Origin of the sequence: Colwellia sp. BRX10-4, from assembly GCF_014077465.1 — a bacterium.
In the GTDB taxonomy this organism is placed as follows: Bacteria; Pseudomonadota; Gammaproteobacteria; order Enterobacterales; family Alteromonadaceae; genus Colwellia_A.
Genome location: NZ_JACGVZ010000007.1, coordinates 115,890 through 138,879, shown reverse-complemented (window position 1 = coordinate 138,879; position 22,990 = coordinate 115,890). Strand labels below are relative to the sequence as shown.

21 protein-coding genes and 1 pseudogene are annotated in these 22,990 nt (G+C 36.9%); 5 read left to right on the top strand and 17 right to left on the bottom strand.

Annotated elements, in window-relative coordinates; translation table 11 throughout:
• The 5 genes from mshL to H4J67_RS08245 are packed head-to-tail and all read right to left on the bottom strand — an operon-like array spanning position 1 to position 4,248.
• Entirely contained in the window at positions 1-1,710 is a 1,710-nt protein-coding gene (gene mshL, locus H4J67_RS08265; RefSeq protein WP_182175440.1) for a pilus (MSHA type) biogenesis protein MshL, read from the bottom strand.
• 14 nt (positions 1,711-1,724) lie between these two features.
• Positions 1,725-2,066, bottom strand: a complete 342-nt coding sequence (locus H4J67_RS08260; RefSeq protein WP_182175438.1) for a hypothetical protein — start codon at positions 2,064-2,066, stop codon at positions 1,725-1,727.
• Positions 2,059-2,745, bottom strand: coding sequence for a hypothetical protein (locus H4J67_RS08255; RefSeq protein ID WP_182175436.1), 687 nt, complete (start codon positions 2,743-2,745; stop codon positions 2,059-2,061). The genes H4J67_RS08260 and H4J67_RS08255 overlap by 8 nt, the downstream gene beginning before the upstream one ends.
• A complete protein-coding gene (locus tag H4J67_RS08250) occupies positions 2,738-3,343 on the bottom strand; it encodes a PilN domain-containing protein (protein ID WP_182175434.1) in 606 nt (201 codons plus the stop codon). Before H4J67_RS08250 ends, H4J67_RS08255 begins: the two co-directional genes overlap by 8 nt.
• Complete coding sequence (locus H4J67_RS08245) at positions 3,343-4,248, bottom strand: MSHA biogenesis protein MshI (RefSeq protein ID WP_182175432.1); 906 nt, start codon at positions 4,246-4,248, stop codon at positions 3,343-3,345. Before H4J67_RS08245 ends, H4J67_RS08250 begins: the two co-directional genes overlap by 1 nt.
• 115 nt (positions 4,249-4,363) lie before the next feature.
• Between H4J67_RS08245 and H4J67_RS08240 the strand changes: the two genes are divergently transcribed.
• Positions 4,364-5,293 carry a 1-aminocyclopropane-1-carboxylate deaminase/D-cysteine desulfhydrase gene (locus tag H4J67_RS08240; RefSeq protein ID WP_182175430.1) on the top strand — a complete coding sequence of 310 codons (930 nt, stop codon included), beginning with the start codon at positions 4,364-4,366 and terminating at the stop codon, positions 5,291-5,293.
• Between the two features lie 140 nt (positions 5,294-5,433).
• Here the strand turns inward: H4J67_RS08240 and rplI are convergent, their stop codons facing one another.
• The 7 genes from rplI to H4J67_RS08205 form a co-directional block, all read right to left on the bottom strand.
• Entirely contained in the window at positions 5,434-5,886 is a 453-nt protein-coding gene (gene rplI, locus H4J67_RS08235) for a 50S ribosomal protein L9 (RefSeq protein ID WP_182175428.1), read from the bottom strand.
• A 20-nt stretch (positions 5,887-5,906) separates the two neighbouring features.
• Positions 5,907-6,134 (bottom strand): 30S ribosomal protein S18, encoded by a 228-nt coding sequence (gene rpsR, locus H4J67_RS08230; RefSeq protein WP_070375547.1) that lies wholly within the window; start codon positions 6,132-6,134, stop codon positions 5,907-5,909.
• A 58-nt stretch (positions 6,135-6,192) separates the two neighbouring features.
• Positions 6,193-6,483, bottom strand: coding sequence for a primosomal replication protein N (gene priB, locus H4J67_RS08225; RefSeq protein WP_083277989.1), 291 nt, complete (start codon positions 6,481-6,483; stop codon positions 6,193-6,195).
• A 37-nt stretch (positions 6,484-6,520) separates the two neighbouring features.
• The gene (gene rpsF / locus H4J67_RS08220) at positions 6,521-6,940 is read right to left on the bottom strand and encodes a 30S ribosomal protein S6 (RefSeq protein ID WP_070375545.1); all 420 of its coding nucleotides are present in this window, start codon (positions 6,938-6,940) and stop codon (positions 6,521-6,523) included.
• A 243-nt stretch (positions 6,941-7,183) separates the two neighbouring features.
• On the bottom strand, positions 7,184-7,936 hold the full coding sequence (gene rlmB / locus H4J67_RS08215; protein WP_070375544.1) for a 23S rRNA (guanosine(2251)-2'-O)-methyltransferase RlmB: 753 nt from the start codon (positions 7,934-7,936) through the stop codon (positions 7,184-7,186).
• Positions 7,937-8,029: 93 nt separating this feature from the next.
• The gene (gene rnr / locus H4J67_RS08210; RefSeq protein WP_404842784.1) at positions 8,030-10,417 is read right to left on the bottom strand and encodes a ribonuclease R; all 2,388 of its coding nucleotides are present in this window, start codon (positions 10,415-10,417) and stop codon (positions 8,030-8,032) included.
• Between the two features lie 292 nt (positions 10,418-10,709).
• Entirely contained in the window at positions 10,710-11,327 is a 618-nt protein-coding gene (locus tag H4J67_RS08205; protein ID WP_182175426.1) for a tetratricopeptide repeat protein, read from the bottom strand.
• Between the two features lie 284 nt (positions 11,328-11,611).
• On the opposite strand from H4J67_RS08205, the gene H4J67_RS08200 reads away from it, so the two are divergent.
• Positions 11,612-12,634 (top strand): DUF484 family protein, encoded by a 1,023-nt coding sequence (locus tag H4J67_RS08200; protein WP_182175424.1) that lies wholly within the window; start codon positions 11,612-11,614, stop codon positions 12,632-12,634.
• Positions 12,635-12,648: 14 nt separating this feature from the next.
• Complete coding sequence (locus H4J67_RS08195) at positions 12,649-13,839, top strand: HD-GYP domain-containing protein (protein ID WP_182203442.1); 1,191 nt, start codon at positions 12,649-12,651, stop codon at positions 13,837-13,839.
• Positions 13,840-13,844: 5 nt separating this feature from the next.
• On the opposite strand, the gene H4J67_RS08190 is transcribed toward H4J67_RS08195, so the two are convergent.
• Both H4J67_RS08190 and H4J67_RS08185 read right to left on the bottom strand, forming a co-directional pair.
• Positions 13,845-15,467 (bottom strand): methyl-accepting chemotaxis protein, encoded by a 1,623-nt coding sequence (locus H4J67_RS08190; protein ID WP_182175415.1) that lies wholly within the window; start codon positions 15,465-15,467, stop codon positions 13,845-13,847.
• A 644-nt stretch (positions 15,468-16,111) separates the two neighbouring features.
• Positions 16,112-17,521: a M20/M25/M40 family metallo-hydrolase gene (locus H4J67_RS08185; protein WP_220471624.1), complete on the bottom strand. Its 1,410-nt coding sequence runs from the start codon at positions 17,519-17,521 to the stop codon at positions 16,112-16,114.
• Positions 17,522-17,766: 245 nt separating this feature from the next.
• Between H4J67_RS08185 and H4J67_RS08180 the strand changes: the two genes are divergently transcribed.
• A complete protein-coding gene (locus tag H4J67_RS08180) occupies positions 17,767-18,393 on the top strand; it encodes a hypothetical protein (RefSeq protein ID WP_182203441.1) in 627 nt (208 codons plus the stop codon).
• A 43-nt stretch (positions 18,394-18,436) separates the two neighbouring features.
• On the opposite strand, the gene erpA is transcribed toward H4J67_RS08180, so the two are convergent.
• Together erpA and H4J67_RS08170 are read right to left on the bottom strand one after the other, a co-directional pair.
• Positions 18,437-18,778: an iron-sulfur cluster insertion protein ErpA gene (gene erpA, locus H4J67_RS08175; protein WP_070375537.1), complete on the bottom strand. Its 342-nt coding sequence runs from the start codon at positions 18,776-18,778 to the stop codon at positions 18,437-18,439.
• A gap of 201 nt (positions 18,779-18,979) precedes the next feature.
• On the bottom strand, positions 18,980-19,852 hold the full coding sequence (locus H4J67_RS08170; protein ID WP_182175411.1) for a PEP-CTERM sorting domain-containing protein: 873 nt from the start codon (positions 19,850-19,852) through the stop codon (positions 18,980-18,982).
• A gap of 299 nt (positions 19,853-20,151) precedes the next feature.
• Between H4J67_RS08170 and prsT the strand changes: the two are divergent.
• A pseudogene (prsT, locus tag H4J67_RS08165) lies at positions 20,152-22,887 on the top strand (XrtA/PEP-CTERM system TPR-repeat protein PrsT); the annotation flags it as partial.
• Here the strand turns inward: prsT and H4J67_RS21205 are convergent.
• Positions 22,848-22,985: a hypothetical protein gene (locus H4J67_RS21205; protein WP_404842783.1), complete on the bottom strand. Its 138-nt coding sequence runs from the start codon at positions 22,983-22,985 to the stop codon at positions 22,848-22,850. The pseudogene prsT and the gene H4J67_RS21205 sit on opposite strands and share 40 nt — an antisense overlap.
• Positions 22,986-22,990: the final 5 nt, after the last annotated feature.

The following is a 22,990-nucleotide window of genomic DNA, read 5'->3' as shown; positions in this document are numbered from 1 at the left end:
TTATTCATTATCGTTTGAATCATTAGACCTACCTTTTTCACTTTGAGAAAAATCATTTTCCTCAGGAAACCATTGTTTCAATAGTGAGCGAGCATCTTGTAATTGATTTTTCCAAGTATCCTGGCCAATAACAATCGGCTTTAACATGATCACCAGTTCTTTTTTCTGGGTAGTTTCACTTCTACTTTTAAATAGCTCACCCATAAATGGAATATCGCCCAAGAAAGGTGTTTTTGAATCTAACATCACTTTACGTGTTTCTATTAACCCACCAATCACCACTATCTCACCTGATTTAGCACGAATAATAGTATCGGACTCACGTACACTACTTTGTGCAAGGGGTAAAATTATGTCTTCACCGCCAAGCTTAATGACTTTAGTCTGCTCATTAGTTGAAGTAACTGAAGGATGAACATGAAGAATAACTTCACCATTACCATCTATTTGAGGAGTAACATCCAAAGCAATCCCTGAGAAAAAAGGTGTTAGGTTAATTTCAGGTGTCGTGGTAGTTGACGTACCTGTAGTCGTCGTACTTGAAACCTCTGTAACATAATATTCATCACCACCGACTTTAATTACCGCTTTTTGATTATTGGTAGCGGTAATTCTTGGGCTTGACAATACTTGTACATTCCCTTGGGTAGAGAGTAAATCTATAACGCCTGAAAAATCGTTATTGTTAATGGTTAGGTTACTTGTACCACCAATGGTATTTGAAATAACATTGCCAGCAATGGAACCAGACGTTGAAAAAGCTAAGTTAGTGCTACCAATACTGCCTAAAATTTGATCCCATTTAACACCTTGCTGATAATCATCGTTGAGCGTAACTTCCATAATCTTAGCTTCAATAATGACTTGGCGGCGCAAATGAGTTTCTGTATCGTTAATAAAACTCTTAATGACTTTTATTTCATCGGGAAAAGCGCGAACAGTCACTAAGCCTGCTTGCGGAGAAACAAAGACTGAACGCCCCTCTTCAGAACCGACCAATACCGTTAGCGTTTCTTTTAATTCAGCCCAGAAGTCAGATGTGGTCTCAGTGTAAATATTAATACCGCTGCTTCCTTGCTGACTATTTTGGTTGTTTCCACCACCTGAATTACCTGAATTGTTTGAATTACCGTTTGAACTATTATTTGAGTTATTACCACTACCTTGATCATTTTCTGACACACCACCAGAATTAATGCTAGTACTCGACATGCCAGAGCGTTTAACAAACAAATAATTTAGTGGAATAGTTTCAGTGCGAATACCGGCTGGGTAAACTTGTACTATTTTACCACTACGTCTAATTTCATAGCCATAAACCTCTTCAACAACATCAAGCACTTCATTAAGCGTACTGCTTTTTAAGTTCAGGGTAATCGTACCGCTTACGTCAGGATGTACAACAACACTGTACGCTGACTCGTCGACTAAGGCTGCGAAAAACTCTTGTGCACTAACATCGCTAGCGGCAATTTCTAAACGTTTTTCTGCCAATAAACCCTCTCGAGCTTGGCTAACATTACGTTGCATTAATTCTTGCTGAATAGCATTTGGCACTTGTTGCAATGCTTTAGGCTCAGGTTTACTCGATTCTTCAATCGCTTTGTCTAGTGCATTAATCATTTCAGTTGGTTTATCTGGCGCCGTTTGACAACCAAACAAAGTTAAAAGTAAGGTGAAACAATAAAATTTTCTTTGAGTGTTTTTCATTTGATCATATCTTTTCATTTTGATTTCACCACGACACTAGAGAAAACACTGAGCTTTAAGCGTTTTTCTGCTGAACGTAAGACCACACTGGTATTGTTCACAGCTACTAATTCATACTGGCGAATAAAATCACCTATTTTTAACACTTGGCCATTAATAACAGCAGTGTGTACTTCTACACCATGAATAATACTTTCTAATATTAATTCTGCTTTCGGTGTCGTTTGAGCTTTGCTCATTGATGAAAAATCAGTACCCGAAAGTGGTTTAGTTGGGTCAACATCTTGGGCGTTAACCACAATAGAAGTCAGTAAAGTTATATAAAAAATACTGTTGAAAGTTAAGATTTTAAACACCTATAAACTCCCGTTTAGTACTTAAGCTGTACATTTCTATTTCTAACTCACTCACTGGGTATTCTTTTAGTTGGTAAGTAAACTCTTGCCAAAAAAACTTCCAAGATAATGCTTCCAGCTGTGTTAAGTAGTCACGTAATTGAAAGTAACTACCGCTGAGTTTAATTTTTATAGCATGACGATAAAGTATCAATGCTGGCTGGTCAGAGTTAACGACAACCGCTTTAGTCTCATCATCGGTGGTACTAGCGATATTCATCGGCTGCGCAGCAATAACTTGAAATGATTGTAAAGAAACACCTTTCTGGGTTTTTAATAACTGCATTAACGCGTAACGCATTTGAACAGGGTCTATTAAGTCTGAGGTAAGTTTTAATAAATTTACATCAACCTTATTTAATTTATCTTTATATTGTGAAATTTGCTTATTTAATGATTCGTTAGGATCTTTTGACAAGCCTTCTTCAAAAATTAATATAGAAGCTTTAGCTGTTCGATTGTCGTTGTTCACTTGTATAATTTGCTTATCAAGCTTAACAATCTTTAGCGCGTTATCATCAATAAAGAAGTTATGAATAATAAATATAATGGCAACTAAACCAGTTAATAACACCATATATTGTTCACGAGGAGTAATCGTTAAATATTTTTCACTATACGCTTGCCATTGTTTATTCATCGGCGCCTCCAGTCTTTGATTTAGAACTAACTAAAAATTCGGTAAGCTTTTGCTCATTTTCGTTAAGAGAAAAATTAATAAATGATTTACCTGATAAAAACTTTGATGTTTCAAATTTAGCTAACCATGCGGGTACGGCTTCTGGCGTTCGCGCCACACCAGAAAAGGTTAAATCTTGATAAGTAATATTAACATGCTGCAAACTAATGTCTTTATGGTGCATTAAAGATAGTTCTGTCATCGATGAGGCAAAGCCTGCCACCGAAGTATGAGTGCGGTCAGTTAATTCATTCAATAGCACACTTTTATTTTTCAAAACAATTTTCAACATTGCTAGTTCTTCAAGCACTTTCACGTCTGCTGTGTTCGCTTTGAGCTTATCTTCTAGTTGAGCAAGTTGGTTATCTTGATTAGTTTTGATTTGAGAAAGCGCTACGTACTTAGCCGTTAATTCAGTTACTTGATAATGGTCAAAAAAAGTCCAAGACAACATAAAGACGAGCGCTAAACACCAAAGCATAACAACGCGGGGTAAAGTCACCAGCACTTGTTTAGGCAATAAGTCTTGTTGTAGTAAATTAATTGAATTTTTTGCCATTATTTTATTGGCTCCATATTATTCAATTTTGTTGCTCCTAAGCTTACCGCAAACTCTCGTGCATGGTTAAAACCTTCAGGCATGGTGAATAAGTTCACAGCAACATTGGTGTTTTCAGCCAATTTACGTGCAAGTAATGCCTCATTAGCCATCGGCACAATAACTTCAATACTGCGTATGGGTGCTTGTTTTAATTGACGTTCAAAGTAGTCAGTTGAGCGTTGAATTTCAAGGTTTAAATTATCAACAATGCCAAACGATAGCTCTTCTTCTGTTTTGGTTGCAATTTGAGCAAAACCACGTAAACGACGAGAGAAGAATACTTTGCCTTGCTTAACGATCAATAAAATTATTTCTTCGTTAGGTTGCTGACATACCATTAAACAGGCATCATCTTTCACTGGCAATAAACTGGCAAAGGCGAATTCTTCGGTAGTAATCGACTTCAATATTAGCCCATCTTGATTAAGTGGACCAATTAAGGCTAATAATTCTTTTTTAGAAGTACAAACAACGTTTATTTTGTCATTGCCACCAGAAAGTGTTGGACCGTCAAAATAATCGAGTACCATATCTTCTGGAGAATGGTTAACGAGATCTTTAATCTGCCATTTTAAAGCGGCGTTTAATTCATTATCGGGAATATTGGGTTTGTCGACTTGCAATATTTGGGTTTGTGATGAGGCCAGCACTAGATGACATTGCCCTTGCAACTGATACTTTTCTTTTTGAATTTTAATCTGTTGAGGATGCTCTGCCAATGGCGAGTTAATTTGTTGAAACTGAGATTCCCCCTGCTCTGGACAAGAAAAAAAGGCAAAAGAATGCTGATGTAAACTTACACCTAACAAGTCTTTGGACTCAACTTTGGAGAAAAAATTATTTATTTTTTTAATAAGTGACATTTATCAATATTATTATTTATAGTCAGATGTCTATAAATCATTATCCCCTATTCCATTAAAGGCGCAAGTTTTTTATCGAGTAGTTATATTTAAGTAAAGAATAACATTACCTTTTATGAAAACAGAATCTCCTTTACAGAAAATCAGCCACCCTTTATTTGAGAGGCATCAACTCTCTGTTTCGATCAAACGAGACGACGTTATTCATCCAATAATATCTGGCAACAAATGGCGTAAATTAAAATTAAACTTACGCCACGCGCAAGCACATAACTATATCGGTGTGATAAGTTTTGGAGGCAGTTTTTCTAATCATATTCACGCCCTCGCCTTTGCTTGCCATCAGCAGGGGTTAAAAAGCATTGGTATTATTCGGGGTGAAAAGGAATATGCGAGTAACTTCACCCTCTCGATGGCGCAGCGATGGGGTATGGAACTGCACTTTGTTGACAGAAAATCCTATCGACTTCGTGAAAACAAGGAGTATTTAGCTCAATTACAACTCATATACCCTGACTATTTCATAGTGCCTGAAGGCGGCAGTAACACCTTAGCATTAGGTGGCGTTGGCGAAGTAATAGCTGAATTAAATCAACAATGTGAATTTGATACTTTAATAACACCTGTGGGTAGTGGTGGTACATTAGCCGGACTTATAAAAGCAGATAATAATCAGCATAATATTTTAGGGATTGGCGTATTAAAGCAAGACGGTTACTTAACAGAACAGGTAAATAGCCTGCTCGGTGATAATCTACATTTCAATAATTGGCAAATAATGCCAGAATTTCACCGTGGCGGTTATGCTAAATTTAGTAAAAAAGATGTGGAAAAAATATTAAGCTTTAGCCAACAAACAGGTTTCATTTTTGAACCTGTATACTCAGGAAAAATGATTTTAGCGTTATTAGACCTAATAGATCAGCAGTATTTTCCTAAAGGACATCGCCTCGTCTTATTACATACTGGTGGTTTACAAGGTATTGGCGGTTTAATTGAACGAGGTTTACTTAACGCTAACGACTGGAGTATGCCTACTTTTTGATGATATTTTAGAGGGGAATTATTTTACAGTGATAATTTTCAGGTAAAAATATTTATACTATCGGAAACAATAGGCAAAAAAATACCGCTATTCTTAAAAAGAAATAACGGTATTTTATCAACGTAATTTAGCGAACTAAATTAAGCTTCAGCGATAACAACAACTTTAATGTTAGTATCAACATCGTTGTGTAAGTGAATTGCGATTTCGAATTCACCCGTTTCACGGATTGTACCTAAAGGCATACGTACTTGAGCTTTCGCTACTTCAACGCCTGCTTCAGTAATTGCATCAGCAATATCTTTAGTACCGATAGAACCGAATAATTTGCCTTCTTCACCCGCAGATGATGCGATAGTGATTTCAGCCAATTCAACGATTTTAGCAGCTTTAGCTTCAGCAGCTTTTAAAGTTGCTGCTAATGCTGTTTCAATTTCAGCACGACGTGCTTCAAAATGTTCAACGTTAGCTTCAGATGCAAAAACAGCTTTACCTTGCGGTAATAAGAAGTTACGTGCATAACCAGATTTAACTGATACCTTGTCACCAAGGCCGCCTAATTTGGCGATTTTATCAAGAAGTATTACTTCCATTTTCAAAACCCCTTTTTAGGTTACTTATGTAAATCAGTATATGGTAATAAAGCTAAGTAACGAGCACGCTTGATCGCACGACCAAGTTGACGTTGATATTTAGCGGCAGTACCAGTAATACGGCTAGGAACGATTTTACCACTTTCAGTGATATAGTTTTTCAGTGTAGCAATATCTTTATAATCGATAGAGGTAGCACCTTCCGCTGTGAAGCGGCAGAACTTACGACGTCTAAAAAAACGAGACATGGATTTCTCCTAAATATGGTGTCTTTATTGGGTAGATTAACCAACCAAAAAAACCACCTTAATTAATCATTTCAATATGTTGAGCATGTAAGACAAGAAGTGGGTTACCATTTCTTGATTCATGACGGTTTATAAAACCAGTCACTTTGAGCTTACTGCCCGCAATTAAATCACGAGTTAAGTTTTGTGACAGCTCACCTGTTGCGACAACCTGTATTCGGACAAATGCTTGTCGGTTCATGCCAGCTTCATTTTGTATGGACTTATGGTCCATTGAAAACTGACAATGCTGAATACCTGCAGGGCTTGTTGATTTTTTCGGTGGTTTTACCACTTCACCTACCAACACAAGGCAATTCTCATAAAGAGAGTTTGTCACGAGTTACTTATTCGCTCGCAGCTTCTTCTGTAGTTTCAGTAGCAACTGGTGCTTCTGTAACAGCTGGAGCATCTTTCTTAACTTCGCGGCGATCGTCGCGACGTTCTTCTTTAGCAGCAGCCATTGCTGACGCTTCTGTTACTGCGTCTTTAGTACGCATGATCATGTTACGAATAACAACATCATTGTAACGGAAAGCTGTTTCAAGCTCATCAATAACTGCTTGTGGCGCTTCAATGTTTAATAAAACATAGTGTGCTTTGTGCAATTTATTGATTGGGTATGCTAATTGGCGACGGCCCCAGTCTTCAAGACGGTGGACTTTGCCTTCAGCAGCATTGATCAAGTCTGTATAGCGCTGGATCATGCCAGGTACTTGTTCACTCTGATCAGGGTGAACCATAAATACGATTTCGTAATGACGCATTACGAGCTCCTTACGGTTGTAGCCTCATTAGCTGGCTCAGCCAAACACCAGAAAGAGGCAAGGAACAAAAAGTTCGGGCTGAATTAAGGTCGCGAAGTGTAGTAAATATAAGCAGCGAAGGCAAGATAAATATAAGGATACAGGGCAATAAACAAAAAAATCACCAAGAAAATGACTTCTTTGATGATTTTATTGGGATTTAAAGCTGTGGAGCAACTTAACTAGCATTAATGTAGGTAAGCATTAACGGCGTTGGCGTACTATTTCAAACAAACAAATGCCGGTAGCAACAGAAACATTTAAACTTGAAACACTGCCAGCCATAGGTAACTTCACTAATTGATCACAGTTTTCACGGGTTAATCGACGCATACCTTTACCTTCTGCGCCCATCACTAATGCCATTGGACCAGCTAATTTCTCATCGTATAAACAATGATCCGTTTCTCCTGCTGTACCAATAATCCAAACACCATTGTCTTGCAACTGTTTCATCGTACGTACTAAATTTGTCACTTGTACCAATGGCACGGTTTCAGCCGCACCAACAGCAACCTTACGCACTGTTGCTGTTAGGCGGGCCGCATTATCTTTTGGAACAATAATAGCCTGTACACCAGCCGCATCTGCATTTCTAAGACACGCACCAAGATTATGAGGATCGGTGACACCATCAAGAATTAATAAAAAGGGTGTTTCATCTTTTTGTTTGGCTTGGGCTAGAATATCAACGAGATCATTTTCGGTGTAAGTTTTTCCTTGAGTAATACGTGCTAAGACGCCTTGATGCTGTTCGCCATCACTTTTTTCATCAAGGACCTTACGGCTAACAAGCTGGGTGGATATGTCATACTTTTTTGATAAATTAATGATCGTCATTAACCGTTCATCTTCACGACCTTTTAATAAAAAAAGCTCAATAAAGCGTTCTGGAGCACGTTTAATTAATTCATTAACAGCATGAATACCAAATACTAATTCGTCTTGTTTTGCCATGTTATTCTCTTTTCAACTTCTTCTTTAATTACTCTATATCGAGCTTCATTACGTATCGGTCGAACGTTAATCGTTACGACTTTTTAACCGATATTACTCAGCCGTTTTACGAGCATTTTTACCTGGACGTTTTTTTCGTGCGGTACGCTTTTTAGCTTTTGATTTTTCTGTTTTCTTGTCTTTTGGCTTTTTAGGCGCTCCTTTCTCGCTAGTTCCCTTGGGCCTATTAAAGCCCTGATCGGCGTTTTTTCTCAGCCCTGTACTTTTAGCTTTCGATTTACCATCAGGTTTACCACTACTTTTCGGGGCTTGTTCACCCGACAAAACGAGATCTATTTTTTTCTCATCCAAGTTTACTGCGGCAACATTAACTTCTAAAACATCACCAATACGATATTTAGTGCCCGAACGTTCACCGCTCAAACACATGCGAACATCATCAAAGTGATAATAGTCATGCCCTAAAGAGGTTATATGAATTAAGCCTTCGATATGTAAATCGGTTAAGCGTACAAATAGACCAAAATTAGTCACGGTTGAAATAACACCGGTGAAAGTATCACCAACGTGATCTTGCATAAATTCACATTTCAACCAATCAGCAACATCACGAGTCGCATCATCAGCACGACGTTCGGTCATTGAACAATGCTCTCCTAGTTCAATAACTTCTTCAGGTGAGTATTGGTAAAATCCGGCGTTCGCTTCATTACTTTCGTTAGCGCTTTGTGCTTGCTTTGCCAGAATCGCTTTAATCACTCGATGAATAACCAAATCTGGATAACGACGAATTGGCGAAGTAAAATGACTATAAGACTCGAGTGCTAAACCAAAATGTCCTAAATTTTCACTTTGATAAACGGCTTGGCGCATAGAACGCAGCAACATGGTTTGGATCAACTCTTGATCTGGACGACCTTGAACATGGTTTAAAATATTAGCGTAATCAGCAGGTTCAGGTTGCTCTCGCGTTGGCAAGGATATGCCGAGTTCAGTTAAATAACTGACAAAGTTTTTATACTTATCTTCACTCGGTTTGTCATGGACACGGAATAAACCGGGCATTTGGTGTTTTTCTACAAATTTTGCCGTTGCCACATTCGCTAAAACCATACATTCTTCAATGATTTTATGCGCATCGTTACGAATAAGCGGCACAATCGATTCTATTTTACGATCACTATTAAACAAAAATAGAGACTCGGAGGTTTCAAAAGCAATGGCACCACGATTAGTTCGCGAGGTCTTTAATGCTAAATACATTTGATATAAATTTTCTAAATCGCCGACTAATGGCTGATATTGTTCGCGCAACGCTGCCTTTTCGGTTGCGTCTTCACCCGATAGAATTGCTGCGACTTTGCTATAAGTAAAGCGAGCATGTGAGCGCATAACCGCTGAGTAGAACTTACTACCCGACAACTCACCTGACGCACTGATAGTCATTTCACAAACCATACATAAACGGTCAACATCAGGGTTTAATGAACATAAGCCGTTAGATAGTTTTTCCGGTAACATAGGAATAACTTGGCTCGGAAAATAGACCGAATTACCACGAGATATAGCTTCATCATCAAGCGTTGTACCATCACGTACGTAGTAACTTACGTCGGCTATAGCCACCCATAAACGCCAGCCACCCGATTCTTCAGGATGACAGTAAACAGCATCATCAAAATCTCTAGCGTCTTCGCCATCTATAGTGACTAGCGGTAAGTCACGTAAGTCAACTCGTGAAATTTTTGCTTCGTCTTCGACTTCGTCTGCTATTGTTGCAACTTCTTCAATAACGCTAGCCGACCATTCATGTGGTAAATCATGCTCACGTAGAGCAATGTCAATTTCCATGCCTGGTGCTAAATGATCACCTAAGACTTCAATCACTTCACCTACGGCATTATTGCGTTTTGATGGACGGTGCAAAACATTGACCACCACCATTTGTCCGTGGCGCGCACCAAGCTTGCTTTCGGGTTCAATCAAAATATCTTGTTTAATACGCGCATCGTCTGGAACAATATAAGCGATACCATGTTCAACATAGAAGCGGCCAACAATGCCAGCTTTACGCGGTTCGATGACTTCAATTATTTTAATTTCTTGTCGGCCTTTGCGATCGGTACGATCCACTAAAATAGCGCTAACAATATCACCATGGAATACCCGTTGCATTTCGTGAGATGAAATATAAAAGTCTTTGCCTGGCTTCTCACCTTTAGCAATATCAGGTATAAAAAAGCCAAAACCATCACGATGACCGGTAACTTTACCGGTGATCAAACTATTTTTCGCAGGAATGACATATTGTTTAAGTTTATTAAAAACAAGCTGACCTGCATTTTCCATAGCACGCAAACGTCGTTTTACGCCAACATGATGAGTTTCATCATGATAATTCAAAGCTTTGCATATCGCTTTAAAATTAAGTGGCACAGCAGAGTTTTCTATTACTGATAATAGTAATTCTCGACTCGCCACTGGATTGTCGTATTTTTGTGCTTCGCGTTTTTGATGAGGATCTTTCAGGGGATAAACTCGATTAATGTGTTAATGCAGCAATTATATACCTATACCCGTTACCAATCAAAGCGTTGGTTTTCAGTGGTAATTAAAAACGATGCCGATAGGCATTAATTTTATCGAATGATGATGCTATTTTAAAATTTAATAACGCAATAAATTCGTTTAGGCTCATGTTAATCAAGGGGTTGATTAGCTAAAGCTATTAAGCGAGTAATGCGATAAAAAATGTCATCGCATGAAAAACAGCTTAAAATTTACCTTCTTTGGCTGAATTAACAACATGCTCTGGCATTTTATCTGCCAACACTGATAATATTTTTGCAATTTGCTGATGAATTTTTTTATCATCGGTAACCGAGTGATGAAGTTGTGTATATAACTCTGGGTAGTCTAATGGACTGCCATAGCCTTGTGCATAAATATCGGCTAAACGGATTTGTGCTTTTAAATTATTTACTGCCGCGGCTTCTCTGAGATAAAACATTGCTTTTTCTACATCAACCTGCATAAATTTACCAGTATGGTAGTAACGCCCGAGTTGTTCAAGTGCCTCAGGCAAAGCTTGGTCTGCAGCATTTTTCATAAAGTGAAGTCCAAGCGGTACATCTTTTTTAACACAGACACCATACGCTAGCATATCCCCCCAAAGAAATTGGTACGAAGGGTATTCTGATTTAGTGGCTCGTGCTTCAATGTCTTGTACAAGCTGACATTCGTCGAGCACTACTTGCCCTAAATGTTTATTCTCTTTAATCAAACCCAACAGCTGGTTATCTGTATAAATTTGCACGGCTTCAAGTTTTTGACCATAGCTGGTATTACTTATAAAAAATAACAACGCTAAAATTACTAATAAAAATCGCATAAATGACAATCCAAAAATTCAAATAAATATATAAGCATTAACTTATTATCGGCTGAACATAAAAAAGGTTAAGTAATGAAGACTGACATTTTTTTGTTGCCAACAGCCTCTTTTATCAACTATTAAAGGTTAAGCAATATTAATACCATTATCTTAACTACCTTAGCGTTTAAAAGTAATGTTTTAGTCAATATCGCGATTAACAAAGGGAATTTGACTAAGCCCTTGCACAATAGCTCTGAAAAGAACACAATTAAAACGGTTTCATAAAACAAGAAATGATTATGTCAGAATTAGAAATTGAGCAACTAATCGCCAACTCAAAAGCTAATGAAAACATTGCACTAAAGCTATTTGAAATAGAAAAAGAAGTACTTGAAAGTAAATCTTGTGAAGAACTTATCCAACGTTTGTTGAACTCAATACAACAAAAATTTGATATCACTTCAATTACTTTACTTTTGGTTGAACCAACACCGATTAGCTATTTATTCAACGAACGATTGCAATCGAATTGGCAACAGCGACATAGTAACAAAATATCTTTAGAGCAGTTAAAAGCTTTTCATCATGACAGTAAACCTTTCCTAACGAATGATTTAGATAATTTACCTGCTGTTATACCTACTGAATTACTCATAGAAGCACAATCTATTGCGCTTATTCCCTTAATACTAGAAGGGCAACTTTTTGGCAGCCTATTGTTTTCTGATAGAGATAAAAGTCGCTTTAGTAATATACTTGGCACCTTTCATTTAGAGCAACTCGCTACTAAAGTAAGTTTGTGCTTATCCAATGTACTCATTCGAGAGCAACTTGAATACATGGCACATTATGATCGCTTAACCGGTGTTGCCAACCGTCGTTTAATGGAAATGTATATTGCTGAGGAGTTAGTACGACAGCAAAGGTATGGCGTTCCCTTTTCACTATTATTTGTTGATTGTGATGATTTCAAACAAGTTAATGACCGATACGGTCATGATTGTGGTGATAGAGTATTAACTTATATAGCAACAAATTTACAAGGATTAATAAGAGAGAATGACCGCTGTTTTCGTTTCGCAGGCGATGAATTTGTTGTGGTATTGGCAAGCCAAAAACACCAAGAAGCGGAACTAGCAGCAATACGTTTAAGCGAGTTTTTTATCAAAAACCCTATGCATTACCAACAAGCCGTTGTACCCGTTACAATAACCTGTGGGGTAGCAGCAAGTGATGGAAAACGTTCGATGGACGAACTGCTAAAAGAGGCTGATACCCATTTATATCGACTAAAGAATAATAGAAAACAGTTGTTAGTTTAACGAGTAAATTATGTATGATTGTTGAAATTGAAATTTCAGGATTATTAAAAGGGCATTATGTGGTTGATATTGCCAAACAACGAGGCGCTTACAGCTTAACAACCCCTGGCCATATAAAAAATATCAAGGTTATAGGTAATTTGCGTAGCAGGGGCGTCGAAAGTTTATTAATTGATACCAGCAAAACACTGACCTTCGATGCCGATAATAATATAGTTGGTCGTATAAAAGAGACTCCCTTACCCGCAAGTAATAAATCACCCATTATCTTAGAGATAAGCAAAGCGAAAAAACTTTTTAATCAATCAAAAGAGATTCAACGGCAAGTATTTTCAGATGCTCAACAAGGAAGAAATATAAACCTAACACCCGTTATTGAAATAACGAATAAAACCATTGATACCGTATTTAAAAATGCGGATGCCTTAGCCTGTGTTATCAATATCAGGAAAAAAGATGAGTACTTACTTGAGCACTCAGTATCGGTTTCTGTATTAATAACGATTTTTGCGCGTTTTTTAAAAATAGACAAAAAAATAGTTCAGTTACTTTCAGTTGGTGCTTTTTTACATGATGTCGGTAAAATTAATATTCCAGACAGCATTTTAAATAAACCGGGTAAGTTAACAGAAGCTGAATTTACCATAATGAAAAGCCACGTAAACCACTCGATAAAAATAATAGAGTCGACACCGGGTATTTCCGAATTGAGTCTTGAAGTTGCTGCCCTCCACCATGAGAAGCTAGACGGCACTGGTTACCCTTATAACATCCCTAAAGAAAAAATCACGAAATATGGTCGGATGATTGCCATTTGTGACATTTTTGATGCCCTAACCGCCAACCGTTGTTATAAAGAGGGTTATAGCCATATAAAAGCATTTAGTATTTTAAGAGGTTTGGCGCAAAAAGAGCATTTAGATCAGCGTTTAGTCGACTTATTTATCAAGTGTATGGGTATTTACCCTGTTGGCTCATTAGTCGAATTGAGTTCCAATAAACTGGCTATTGTCGAAAGCAGAAATGACGGCGACCCAATCAACCCTAATGTCCGTTCATTCTATAATTCTCTAGATGGCCGTTACGTAATGGCTGAAGATATAAATTTATCCGACAATGAAGACTTTATTATTAGAGGGGTAAGAGCCGATGATTTTGATCTAGATATGAACAAAATCATCGAATTTCTTTTAATGGAAGGGTAAAGGTCTTAAACCTTAAACTTCGATGTTGCCTTCTGTAATTGAATGGCATTTTTATCAACTAAATGAGCCACATTACCAATTTCTTCGATCGCTGTTTGAGTCGCTCCAAAACTGTTATACATCTGCTCTATATTATTAACAACTGTCTCAGCAACGCAAGATTGCTCTTCTGTTGCCGTAGCAATTTGGCTGTTCATTGAACTGATATGACCGATTTGTTCTTTTATATTTGTTAAAGATTTATCAACTGCAAGTGATATTTCCTCATTGGTATTTGCTTTTTCTCGCGCTAATCCCATAGTACTTACCGATTGGTCAGCCGCTGAAATGAGCTTATCTAGTAAACCACGAATCTCAGTAGTCGATAACGCTGTTCTTGAAGCTAAACTTCTAACTTCATCTGCAACTACAGCAAAGCCTCGGCCTTGCTCGCCCGCTCGGGCCGCTTCAATTGCAGCGTTTAACGCTAATAAATTTGTCTGTTCGGCAATACCATTAATAACATCAAGAATTTTGTTCATGTTCTGCGAGTCTTTAGCGAGCCTATCAACCACATCAGCTGCATTACCAATTTCGTGGACTAATTGACCTGAAATAAGTAAAGAACGCTGAACATTCTCCATGCCTCGATTAACTTCTGCTTCTCCAGAACCTGCAGCATTTGCGGCTTCTGCGGCAGACTTAGCAATATCAGCAACACTAAATTGCATTTCAACCATAGATTGTTTTGTTATTTCAGCCACTTCTGCTTGGCTTTGTACATTAGCATCAACATCACGTACCTTTTCAGCCAATTGTTCAGCACTTTTAGTCAGGGGTGGCACAACATCAATGACATCTGAAACAATACCTCTTAGCAACTGAGTAAAAGCATTAAAGTGCTTAACAACATTGCCTAATTCATCATGGCTCACTACTTCAATCTGGTTAGTTAAATCACCATCACCTTCTGCCAGTTCTTTTAAAGAAGCATCTATATTTAATACTGAATGACTAATTGAACGTGCGATAATGATACTCAACAGTGACATCATAACCAAAAGTAAAATACCCACTAAAATACTTAAATCTCTTGAGTCACTAGAGTTAGCCACAGTTTCTTCAACCAAGGTATTAAATACTTTAGCTGCCTTTTCTTTTTCCTGGGCTAAGCTGTCAGTAACCTTTTGGTAAATATCTGCTTTATTATCAATACTGGTCTTTGTTGAGGCCAATTGAAAATCGATTTCTTCCTTGATAAATCCTACTGAAATCTTTCGTGCGATATCATTATACTCGTTGCTTAATGAGACTAAAGTAGAAGTATCGGAAAACAAGGGTTCAAGTGAATCAATACGCGTTAAATTACCAGTTAATACCGTAACTAACTTACTAGCTTGATCAACTAACTCTTCATCACCAAAAGAGACACTCTGGTTATAGAGCTCATCTACACGTTGCCAAGTACTGACATTTTCACTGGTTAAGTTAACCAAATGAATCGTAGTATTTTGAATTTTTTGTAATAATATTTGGTTTTTAGAGATGGCAGTAATGTTAATAAGTAAATTAATAACAAAGCTCAAAATTGCAATCGCTAGTATTGCTAATATTTTATGAAATATAGGTAATTCTTTAAAAAACTTCATATTTATCCTAATCGTAAATGACGTACGATGCACCGTACATTGTTAAAATACTCAAATAATAAACCCTTTGGGCCTTCAAAAATTTTTAACTACTTTTACATTAGCATTTTCTTAAGTTGAGCTTACATGAAACTCAATGACTAGACTCCGTTCTACACAATGCTCTAAATCTGCTAGAAGTGCTTATCAAGCATACACTCCACAAGAAAGTCTGTTGTTATTCAATCGCTAGGCTAAGTTCAACTTATTATAAATCATAAGATGATTAGCTGGATACGTTTTTAGTAATTTCATACTAAATAGCTATAGCCCCCTATTACCTTACCAGCATTAACGCGAGTAAACACCAAAGATTAATTCACCTTTTTTAATAAAACTGAAAATAAGGCACAGTGAAGGTACTATTCATTTACTCTCGTGGAGCACTTTAGAGAACTTCTTCTGTTGACTATGAGTAAGTATATTTATTAAAAGTTAAGTTTATAGTTCTAATAAAATCAAGAAAACAATAAATGTTTCTTATACTTGTACGAATAGAAGAGCAGGTGAAGGCGAGCTAAATAAAAAGAATAAGGGATTATATTTACGAAGTGATGAATAATGAGTCGCGAAAAATCAGCCTTAACTTTTCACGACTCCTCATATTATTTTCTAAAGTTAATTCCTGACTGGGCTGAAAAATAAGCAAAGAGGGTGTAAACCGCTGTTGCTTGCTTTAAGTCTTCAGGGTTCACCTTGTCCAAGGTATCGTTCTCTGTGTGGTGATAATCAAAGTACTTGGTGCCATCAGGTGCAAAATTCATGCTTGGCATACCTGCAGCGCTCATTACACTCATATCTGATTGTGCTTGTGCATTATTATCGTTTGATAATTCAACGCCTAACGGCGCAAGATGCTTAGCAAGATCGTTAATTGCCGTTAATGACTCTTTACCAACACCCGAAGTCATTTTATAAATTTGACCAACACCAAAGTCCCATTCAGCGCCAATGATATGATTATCCATATTTTTTTCATGGACCTCCATATATTTTTTTGCACCTAATAAACCCACTTCTTCAGCTGCAAAAAGAATGACGCGTATAGTGCGCTTTGGACGTATAGGTAATTGAGCAATATGGTGAGCAGAGGCAAGCATCATAGCAACACCCATACCATCATCTAATGCACCCGTACCGACATCCCAGCTGTCAAGGTGGGCACCAATTGAGACAATTTCATCAGGAAATTCGCTACCGGTTATTTCACCAATGACATTGGCAGAAACAGCTGTTATTTTAGCATCAGTATGGCTGGTTAATTTTAGATAAAAGCTAACCGGTTTATTACGCTTTAATTGATTAACAAGTAAGTCTGCGTCAGGATTTGAAAGCGCAGCCGCAGGAATTTTTTTCACGCCAGCCTCATAACGCATAATGCCGGTATGAGCTATACGGTTATTGTCTGTACCTACAGAACGCATAATTAATGCTGATGCCCCTTTTTTAGCGGCTACAACTGCCCCACCCACACGCGTACCTACTGCTGGACCATAGCCGTTACCGTCGATATACTCTTCCATTTGATAAGAAACAAATGCAATTTTTCCATCTAAACTGTTATCTGGTGCCGCGATTAAGTCAGCTAAGGTTTCAAAATGTGCAACATCTCCAATCAACCCTTCTTCACTGGTAGCAATACTGCCACCAAGAGCAATGGCGACGACCTTATGAGGATAAGGCGAGATTATTTTTGCTTGTGCTTCACCACGTTGCCAAAAAGTACCCGTGACTTCTTCTGTCCACACTTTATCAAAGCCTAAAGCGTTCATTTTAGCTTGCGCCCAAATGACAGCTTTTCTATCACCTTCTGAACCCATTAATCGATGCCCCACTTCCGTGGTTAAAGATTCTAAGACCTTATAGGACAAATTAGATTGCAGAGCGGTATTTTTTAATTGTGTCAGTTGCTTAGTTTCTGATTCAGTCAGTGTTGCCGCTGAACTTGATAAAGCTAACAAAGTACTACTGAAAACAAGCGTTTTTATTACCGATTGAAAAGGCACTTTAAGCATTATATTCCCTTTTATAAATATTATTGATTATAGAATTAATTCAGTATCAAGAATCTTGCGCCGACATGCAAATAGGTTCGCCTTAAAAAAGTGGCAAACTATCTTTATTAAACCATTGAGCCCTAATTAAGCGAATACTGAACTTTTAAAAGATTTATAGCTCAATACTACAGTGCCAAATATAAAGTTAACAAGCAGGATTACATTTAAATAAATTAAGCAATGGACTGACTTTCTCAATTATCTTGCATATAGCGGTACTGATAATTTTTACACAAGGGTTATCAACAGTTCCACTTAGCGCAGTAAAAAATAACGATTCAGTTAACCCTATTATTCAAGCTCGCCTATATTTTCCTTTACGGTTAAGGAAAAAAGCGACTCTTACTTCCAGCAAGGAACCGCTAGCCATTAAAGAAACCATACCAACAGATGAAACAAAAATAAGTAATGAATGGTTAGAAAAAACCAATAATAGGAATATTTTGCCTGCAAAGTTATCTAAACAGCCAATTGATAAAAACGTGTTGAAGAGTAAAGCATCAAGTAAAAAAATGAGTCAAACGTCACTGGAGAAGCTTAAGCAACGTTTAGATAACCAAACCCTTGAAAACGCTGCAAACGACAGCTTAACTAAATACCTAACCGATAAGAGTACAATTGCCCAATCCATCACAAAGTATGATCAGTTAGCCACAGCGAAAGCAAAAATTAAAGAAGTCGATTGTAATAGCAGTAAATTTAATAGTGCGCTAAATACGATGTCAACCCTGCTTTGCGGCAGTATCAGGTGTAATAGCATGCCTAATTTAAAAAACTTTTTAAATAAAAGAATGGCCGTAGCTGAAAAAAAAGCACAAAAAAGCCAGTAATATTTCGCTGGCTTTTTGTTAATCACAATGTAACTAAAGAGAATTAGATTGAGAAAGAAGATCCACAACCACAGGTTGATGAAGCGTTTGGGTTATGTACTAAAAATCGACTGCCTTCTAAGCCTTCAATATAATCAACTTCACCATCAACTAAATATTGTAAACTCATCGGGTCAATAACCATAGTGACGCCTTTTTTAACGATAGTCATGTCACCATCGTTCACTTTTTCGTCAAAAGTAAAGCCATATGAAAATCCAGAGCAGCCACCACCTGTTACATAAACACGTAATTTCAATTCCGGATTTTCTTCTTCTGTGATCAAAGATAATACTTTATTTGCGGCGGCATCGGAAAATTTTATTGGTAATTCGGGAGTTGACATATTGCTCTACTTACAAAGATGTTACGGGAGTGTCTCGCGTGTATTATCTTAAACTTGACTAATTTAGTCAAGTATTGTCTGAGATAGTAAAATTTATCAGCAAGAAGAAGAATTTTATCTAAAATATATACAAAAAATGCGCTATATAATTAACTATAGCGCATTAATTAAACCACTAACGGGTCAGTAGCTAATAGTAAATTAGTGAGTTATTTTTCTACGATAAATAAGACCAAACATAGCAAGTAACATTAACACAAATGTTTGTGGCTCTGGCACTGCAATAGTATCTCTAGGTGGAGCAAAAGAAGCTACACCTTCAATAATGTCATTAGCACAGGTCATTGCCCAACGAAAGGCTATTTGATTAGCTGTCGCTAATGCAGTATTGGCAACATCAAACGAAAAACTCACTTTACCGTAGCCATTATATGTATCACCAACGGTCTTAGCATAGCTATAAGAAGTATCTGCATACCATGAAGATGAATCATGAATCTTATCAGTATGATTATTATCAGCAAGCATAACCGCTTGATCAGCACGGGCACTGTTACCATGAAGAGTCGTTGAAGAAACAACTTGATTAGCACCAAAATTCGACTTCAAATGCCCAGTTCCTGAATTAGAATTACGTGCACCACTTAAATCGTAAACGTAGTTCCAATTTGTGCCGGTATTTGAATTAGCTGCAGCGCTAGTAAAGCTGTCATCTGAGGTATTTCCTTGGGGATCCCAAGGCGATTCTCCAGTACTGTTAAAACTATTATTAGCAGCCATAAACAAATCACCAAGCCTGATGCCGTCTCTATTTATATCGTTGTAAAATGCAGTAAAGATATCAACAGATAGTGTGGTACCGACACGAGAAACAAACATTTGGTCAACGTCATATAGATAAGATTTACCATTGATGTCATTTCTATGACCTTTACCTATATAATTATCTTGAATATCAGAATAACCTTTATCAGCATACTGCTTCATCATGTCTTCGGCGCTAAGTGTATCTGCAAACGCGTTAATACTTGATACTGATAGTGCAGCTATTGCAATCCATTTTAAACATTTCATATTTTAAACCTACTCCTAAATACTGGCATAAATAACATGTGTAATAAAAACACAAGACTATGTATAAATTTTTATTTACTTATTGACCCAACCCAGTTCAATATTCAGGCCAAGATTAAAAAGCCCTTTATTTTTAAATGCATAGGATTATATTATTTCATATAACGATTATTTTACCTAAAAGTGTAAAAAATATCGACAACTATTAAATGTACAACTTAAACAATTAAAGATCTGCTAGATATTCATAATGACTCCTAGTATCCTTAGCAATTGATTTTCATAAGAGAAATAATTAAATGGCCTCTTTGGTAAAAACGACTTTAGCCTTACTCTGCGGGACAATTTTATTGCTGAGTTCGCATGCTCTGGCTTTGCCCGATCAAAGCGCAGATAAACCTTATGAAGATGCCCTAGCAAGTTTTTACCTTTCTGAACTCAACGCGGCAATTATTCATTTAAAGAATGCTTTAAAAAATAATCCTGAACATTTACCTTCTATGGTGTTACTCGCCGAAGTATATATTGCTATGGGTGATGGCGCATCAGCAGAAAATCAACTAGAAAACGCCCAAGAAAAGAATGCCGATGAAAGTAAAATACTGCCGTTAATGCTTGAAGCTTATCTTTTACAGCAAAAATATAAAAAAGTAATTAATGCCCCAATGGCTTCTATAACTCAAAAACAACAACTGAGTAAAGTTGCCGTATTGCAAGGACGTGCTTTCATAGCGATGAATAACTTAGCGCAAGCAAAAGTTTTATTCAAAGAAGCTTTAGAGTATATGCCTAGTAGTATTAAAGCCCAATTAGGCATAGCACAAGTAGGTATGCTTAATGGAAGTATGCTCCAAGCAAGAGTCTATATTGATAAGGCACTATCTTCATCGCCAACCAACAGTATCGCTTTAACAATGATTGCCAATATAGAACAGCAAGCTGGTAATCAGATTGAATCGTTAAAAATAATTTCACAAGTTATTGAGCTAAACAATAAAGATTTTCCTGCGTTACTTACGCGAGCCAGTTTATATATTGAACTGGGTGATTTTCAACTTGCTTTAAACGACCTTAGTATAATCATCACAGAAATTCCCAATGAGCCAAAAGCAAATTATTTAAAGATAATTGCGAACAGTGCCTTAGGTAATACTGAAGAAGTTAATAAAACAACCGCCCATATCAATACCGTATTGATGGGATTACCCGAAGATATAATGAAACAGAATCCCGTGTATCTTTATTTAGCGGGTGTGATTAGTTTTCAGCAACAAGAAAATTTAAAGGCTCAAGATTTTTTGCAAAAATATATCGCTATTATTAGTGACGATATAAGAGCGTTAAAGTTAGCCGCTCAAATTGAACTCGCATTGAATAATCCCTTTCGTGCAAAAACATTATTAGTAAAATCTAGACTAGTAGCCCCTAACGATGTTGAAACATGGTCGCTTCTTGGTCAGACCTATACCGTATTAGGAGAACTACAACTTGCTGAGGATTACCTCAAAGATGTTATTAACAGTGATAAAGAAAATCCCCAACCTTTATTTGAGTTAGCAAAGTTAGAAATTTTATCGGGAAAATTCCCACAAGCTATTACTCACCTTCAATTAGCAAAATCAATAGATGCTAATATAAGTTTTATTGTGCTGCTCGCAGAGGCCTTCCAACAAAACAATCAGTTTGAACAGGCACTAGAGCAATTGAACCTTGCATTAACTTTACAAAGTGATGATAGCGTTTTGCACTTACAAAAAGGTATTTTATTAGGTCAACTAAAACAGCACCTACTAGCAAAAAAATCACTAGAACAATCACTAAAGTTAAACCCTAACAACCTTAGAACACTTGTCCATTTATCAAGAATCGATGTTATAGAACAACAGCCAGAAAAAGCGATAGCAACAATAAATAAGAAAATCGTTGAACTAACAGAACCCAATTCATTTTTACTGATTGAGCTAGGTAATATACATCGCCTAACCAACAATAATAATGAAGCGTTATCAGCCTACAAAAAGGCCTATAGTGTTGATAACACTAACCCCAATGCATTAATAAATATTATTGAAATACAAGTCATGCTTGGCCAATTGAAAGAAGCGATAACCTTAACCAGTCAGTTTTTAAACAAGAACAACAAGGCAGGAAGTATTTATCTAGCGCTCGCTAATTTATACATGGCAGATAAAGAATACCAAAAAGCGTTTAGTACTTTCGAGTTAGCGGTTAAAAATAGTAATGATAAATCAAATGTTTATAATGTTTTTGCTGATGCCCAATTGTCACGCTCAGATTTTGAAGGTGCTACACTCAGCTTAAAACGATCAATTTCATGGAATGCTGAAAATCTTGACTCCCATTTAAAGTTGTTTGATATTTATCTACAACAAAAAAACGAAACGTTAGCGCTCGATATTTTAAAGCGTATAGCCAAAAAAATTACTAATATTATCTTTTTAAACAACCTTGAGGGTAACTTATACTTACAGTTAGGAAAACTAGACGAAGCAGAAAAAATATTTCTAGCTTCCTTGCGAAAAAGTAAAAACCGGCCCGCTGTTTATGGTTTATATCGTGTATACAAACAACAAAAGCACTTTTCAAAGGCGCTTAACTTATTAACCCCTTGGGTTAAAGAGAACCCAAAAGACATTACCTCTCAAATAGCAATCGCCGATACACTAGTCGCAAGAAATCAACTTCAGAGTGCGGCTAAAAAATACCAAGATTTAATTGAAGCGTTTTCTGAACTGCCAATTTTGTTGAATAACGCCGCACAAGTATTCATTAAACTGGAGCAGTTCCCTCAGGCATTAACGTATGCAAAAAAAGCACACAAGCTATTACCTGATAATGTCGCAATAATGGATACACTTGCTTGGTCTTATACCCTAAACAAACAAGCAGATTTGGCACTACCTATATTTAGACAAGTTATTGTTAAAGATTTCAACAATGCTGAAATAAAGTATCACTTAGCTGTTACTTTATATCAATTAGATCGCAAGAGTGAAGCAAAAAAATACCTAAAGGCTGCGTTAGAAAATGAAAGTACACTTCCTAACAGAGCTGCTGCTATAGCACTTATGGAAAAGCTTACTGTGGAATAGCGTGAATAATTAAAAAACACTTGTC

Bases quoted from the DNA above. Each gene is read 5' to 3' on its own strand.
- rpsF (WP_070375545.1), bottom strand. From the start codon at position 6,940: ATGCGTCATTACGAAATCGTATTTATGGTTCACCCTGATCAGAGTGAA.
- erpA (WP_070375537.1), bottom strand. From the start codon at position 18,778: ATGTCAACTCCCGAATTACCAATAAAATTTTCCGATGCCGCCGCAAAT.
- H4J67_RS08170 (WP_182175411.1), bottom strand. From the start codon at position 19,852: ATGAAATGTTTAAAATGGATTGCAATAGCTGCACTATCAGTATCAAGT.
- mshL (WP_182175440.1), bottom strand. From the start codon at position 1,710: ATGAAAAACACTCAAAGAAAATTTTATTGTTTCACCTTACTTTTAACT.
- H4J67_RS08190 (WP_182175415.1), bottom strand. From the start codon at position 15,467: ATGAAGTTTTTTAAAGAATTACCTATATTTCATAAAATATTAGCAATA.
- H4J67_RS08250 (WP_182175434.1), bottom strand. From the start codon at position 3,343: ATGGCAAAAAATTCAATTAATTTACTACAACAAGACTTATTGCCTAAA.
- H4J67_RS08240 (WP_182175430.1), top strand. From the start codon at position 4,364: ATGAAAACAGAATCTCCTTTACAGAAAATCAGCCACCCTTTATTTGAG.
- H4J67_RS08195 (WP_182203442.1), top strand. From the start codon at position 12,649: ATGATTGTTGAAATTGAAATTTCAGGATTATTAAAAGGGCATTATGTG.
- H4J67_RS08200 (WP_182175424.1), top strand. From the start codon at position 11,612: ATGTCAGAATTAGAAATTGAGCAACTAATCGCCAACTCAAAAGCTAAT.
- H4J67_RS08255 (WP_182175436.1), bottom strand. From the start codon at position 2,745: ATGAATAAACAATGGCAAGCGTATAGTGAAAAATATTTAACGATTACT.
- rlmB (WP_070375544.1), bottom strand. From the start codon at position 7,936: ATGGCAAAACAAGACGAATTAGTATTTGGTATTCATGCTGTTAATGAA.
- H4J67_RS08185 (WP_220471624.1), bottom strand. From the start codon at position 17,521: ATGCTTAAAGTGCCTTTTCAATCGGTAATAAAAACGCTTGTTTTCAGT.
- H4J67_RS08205 (WP_182175426.1), bottom strand. From the start codon at position 11,327: ATGCGATTTTTATTAGTAATTTTAGCGTTGTTATTTTTTATAAGTAAT.
- rpsR (WP_070375547.1), bottom strand. From the start codon at position 6,134: ATGTCTCGTTTTTTTAGACGTCGTAAGTTCTGCCGCTTCACAGCGGAA.
- rplI (WP_182175428.1), bottom strand. From the start codon at position 5,886: ATGGAAGTAATACTTCTTGATAAAATCGCCAAATTAGGCGGCCTTGGT.
- H4J67_RS08245 (WP_182175432.1), bottom strand. From the start codon at position 4,248: ATGTCACTTATTAAAAAAATAAATAATTTTTTCTCCAAAGTTGAGTCC.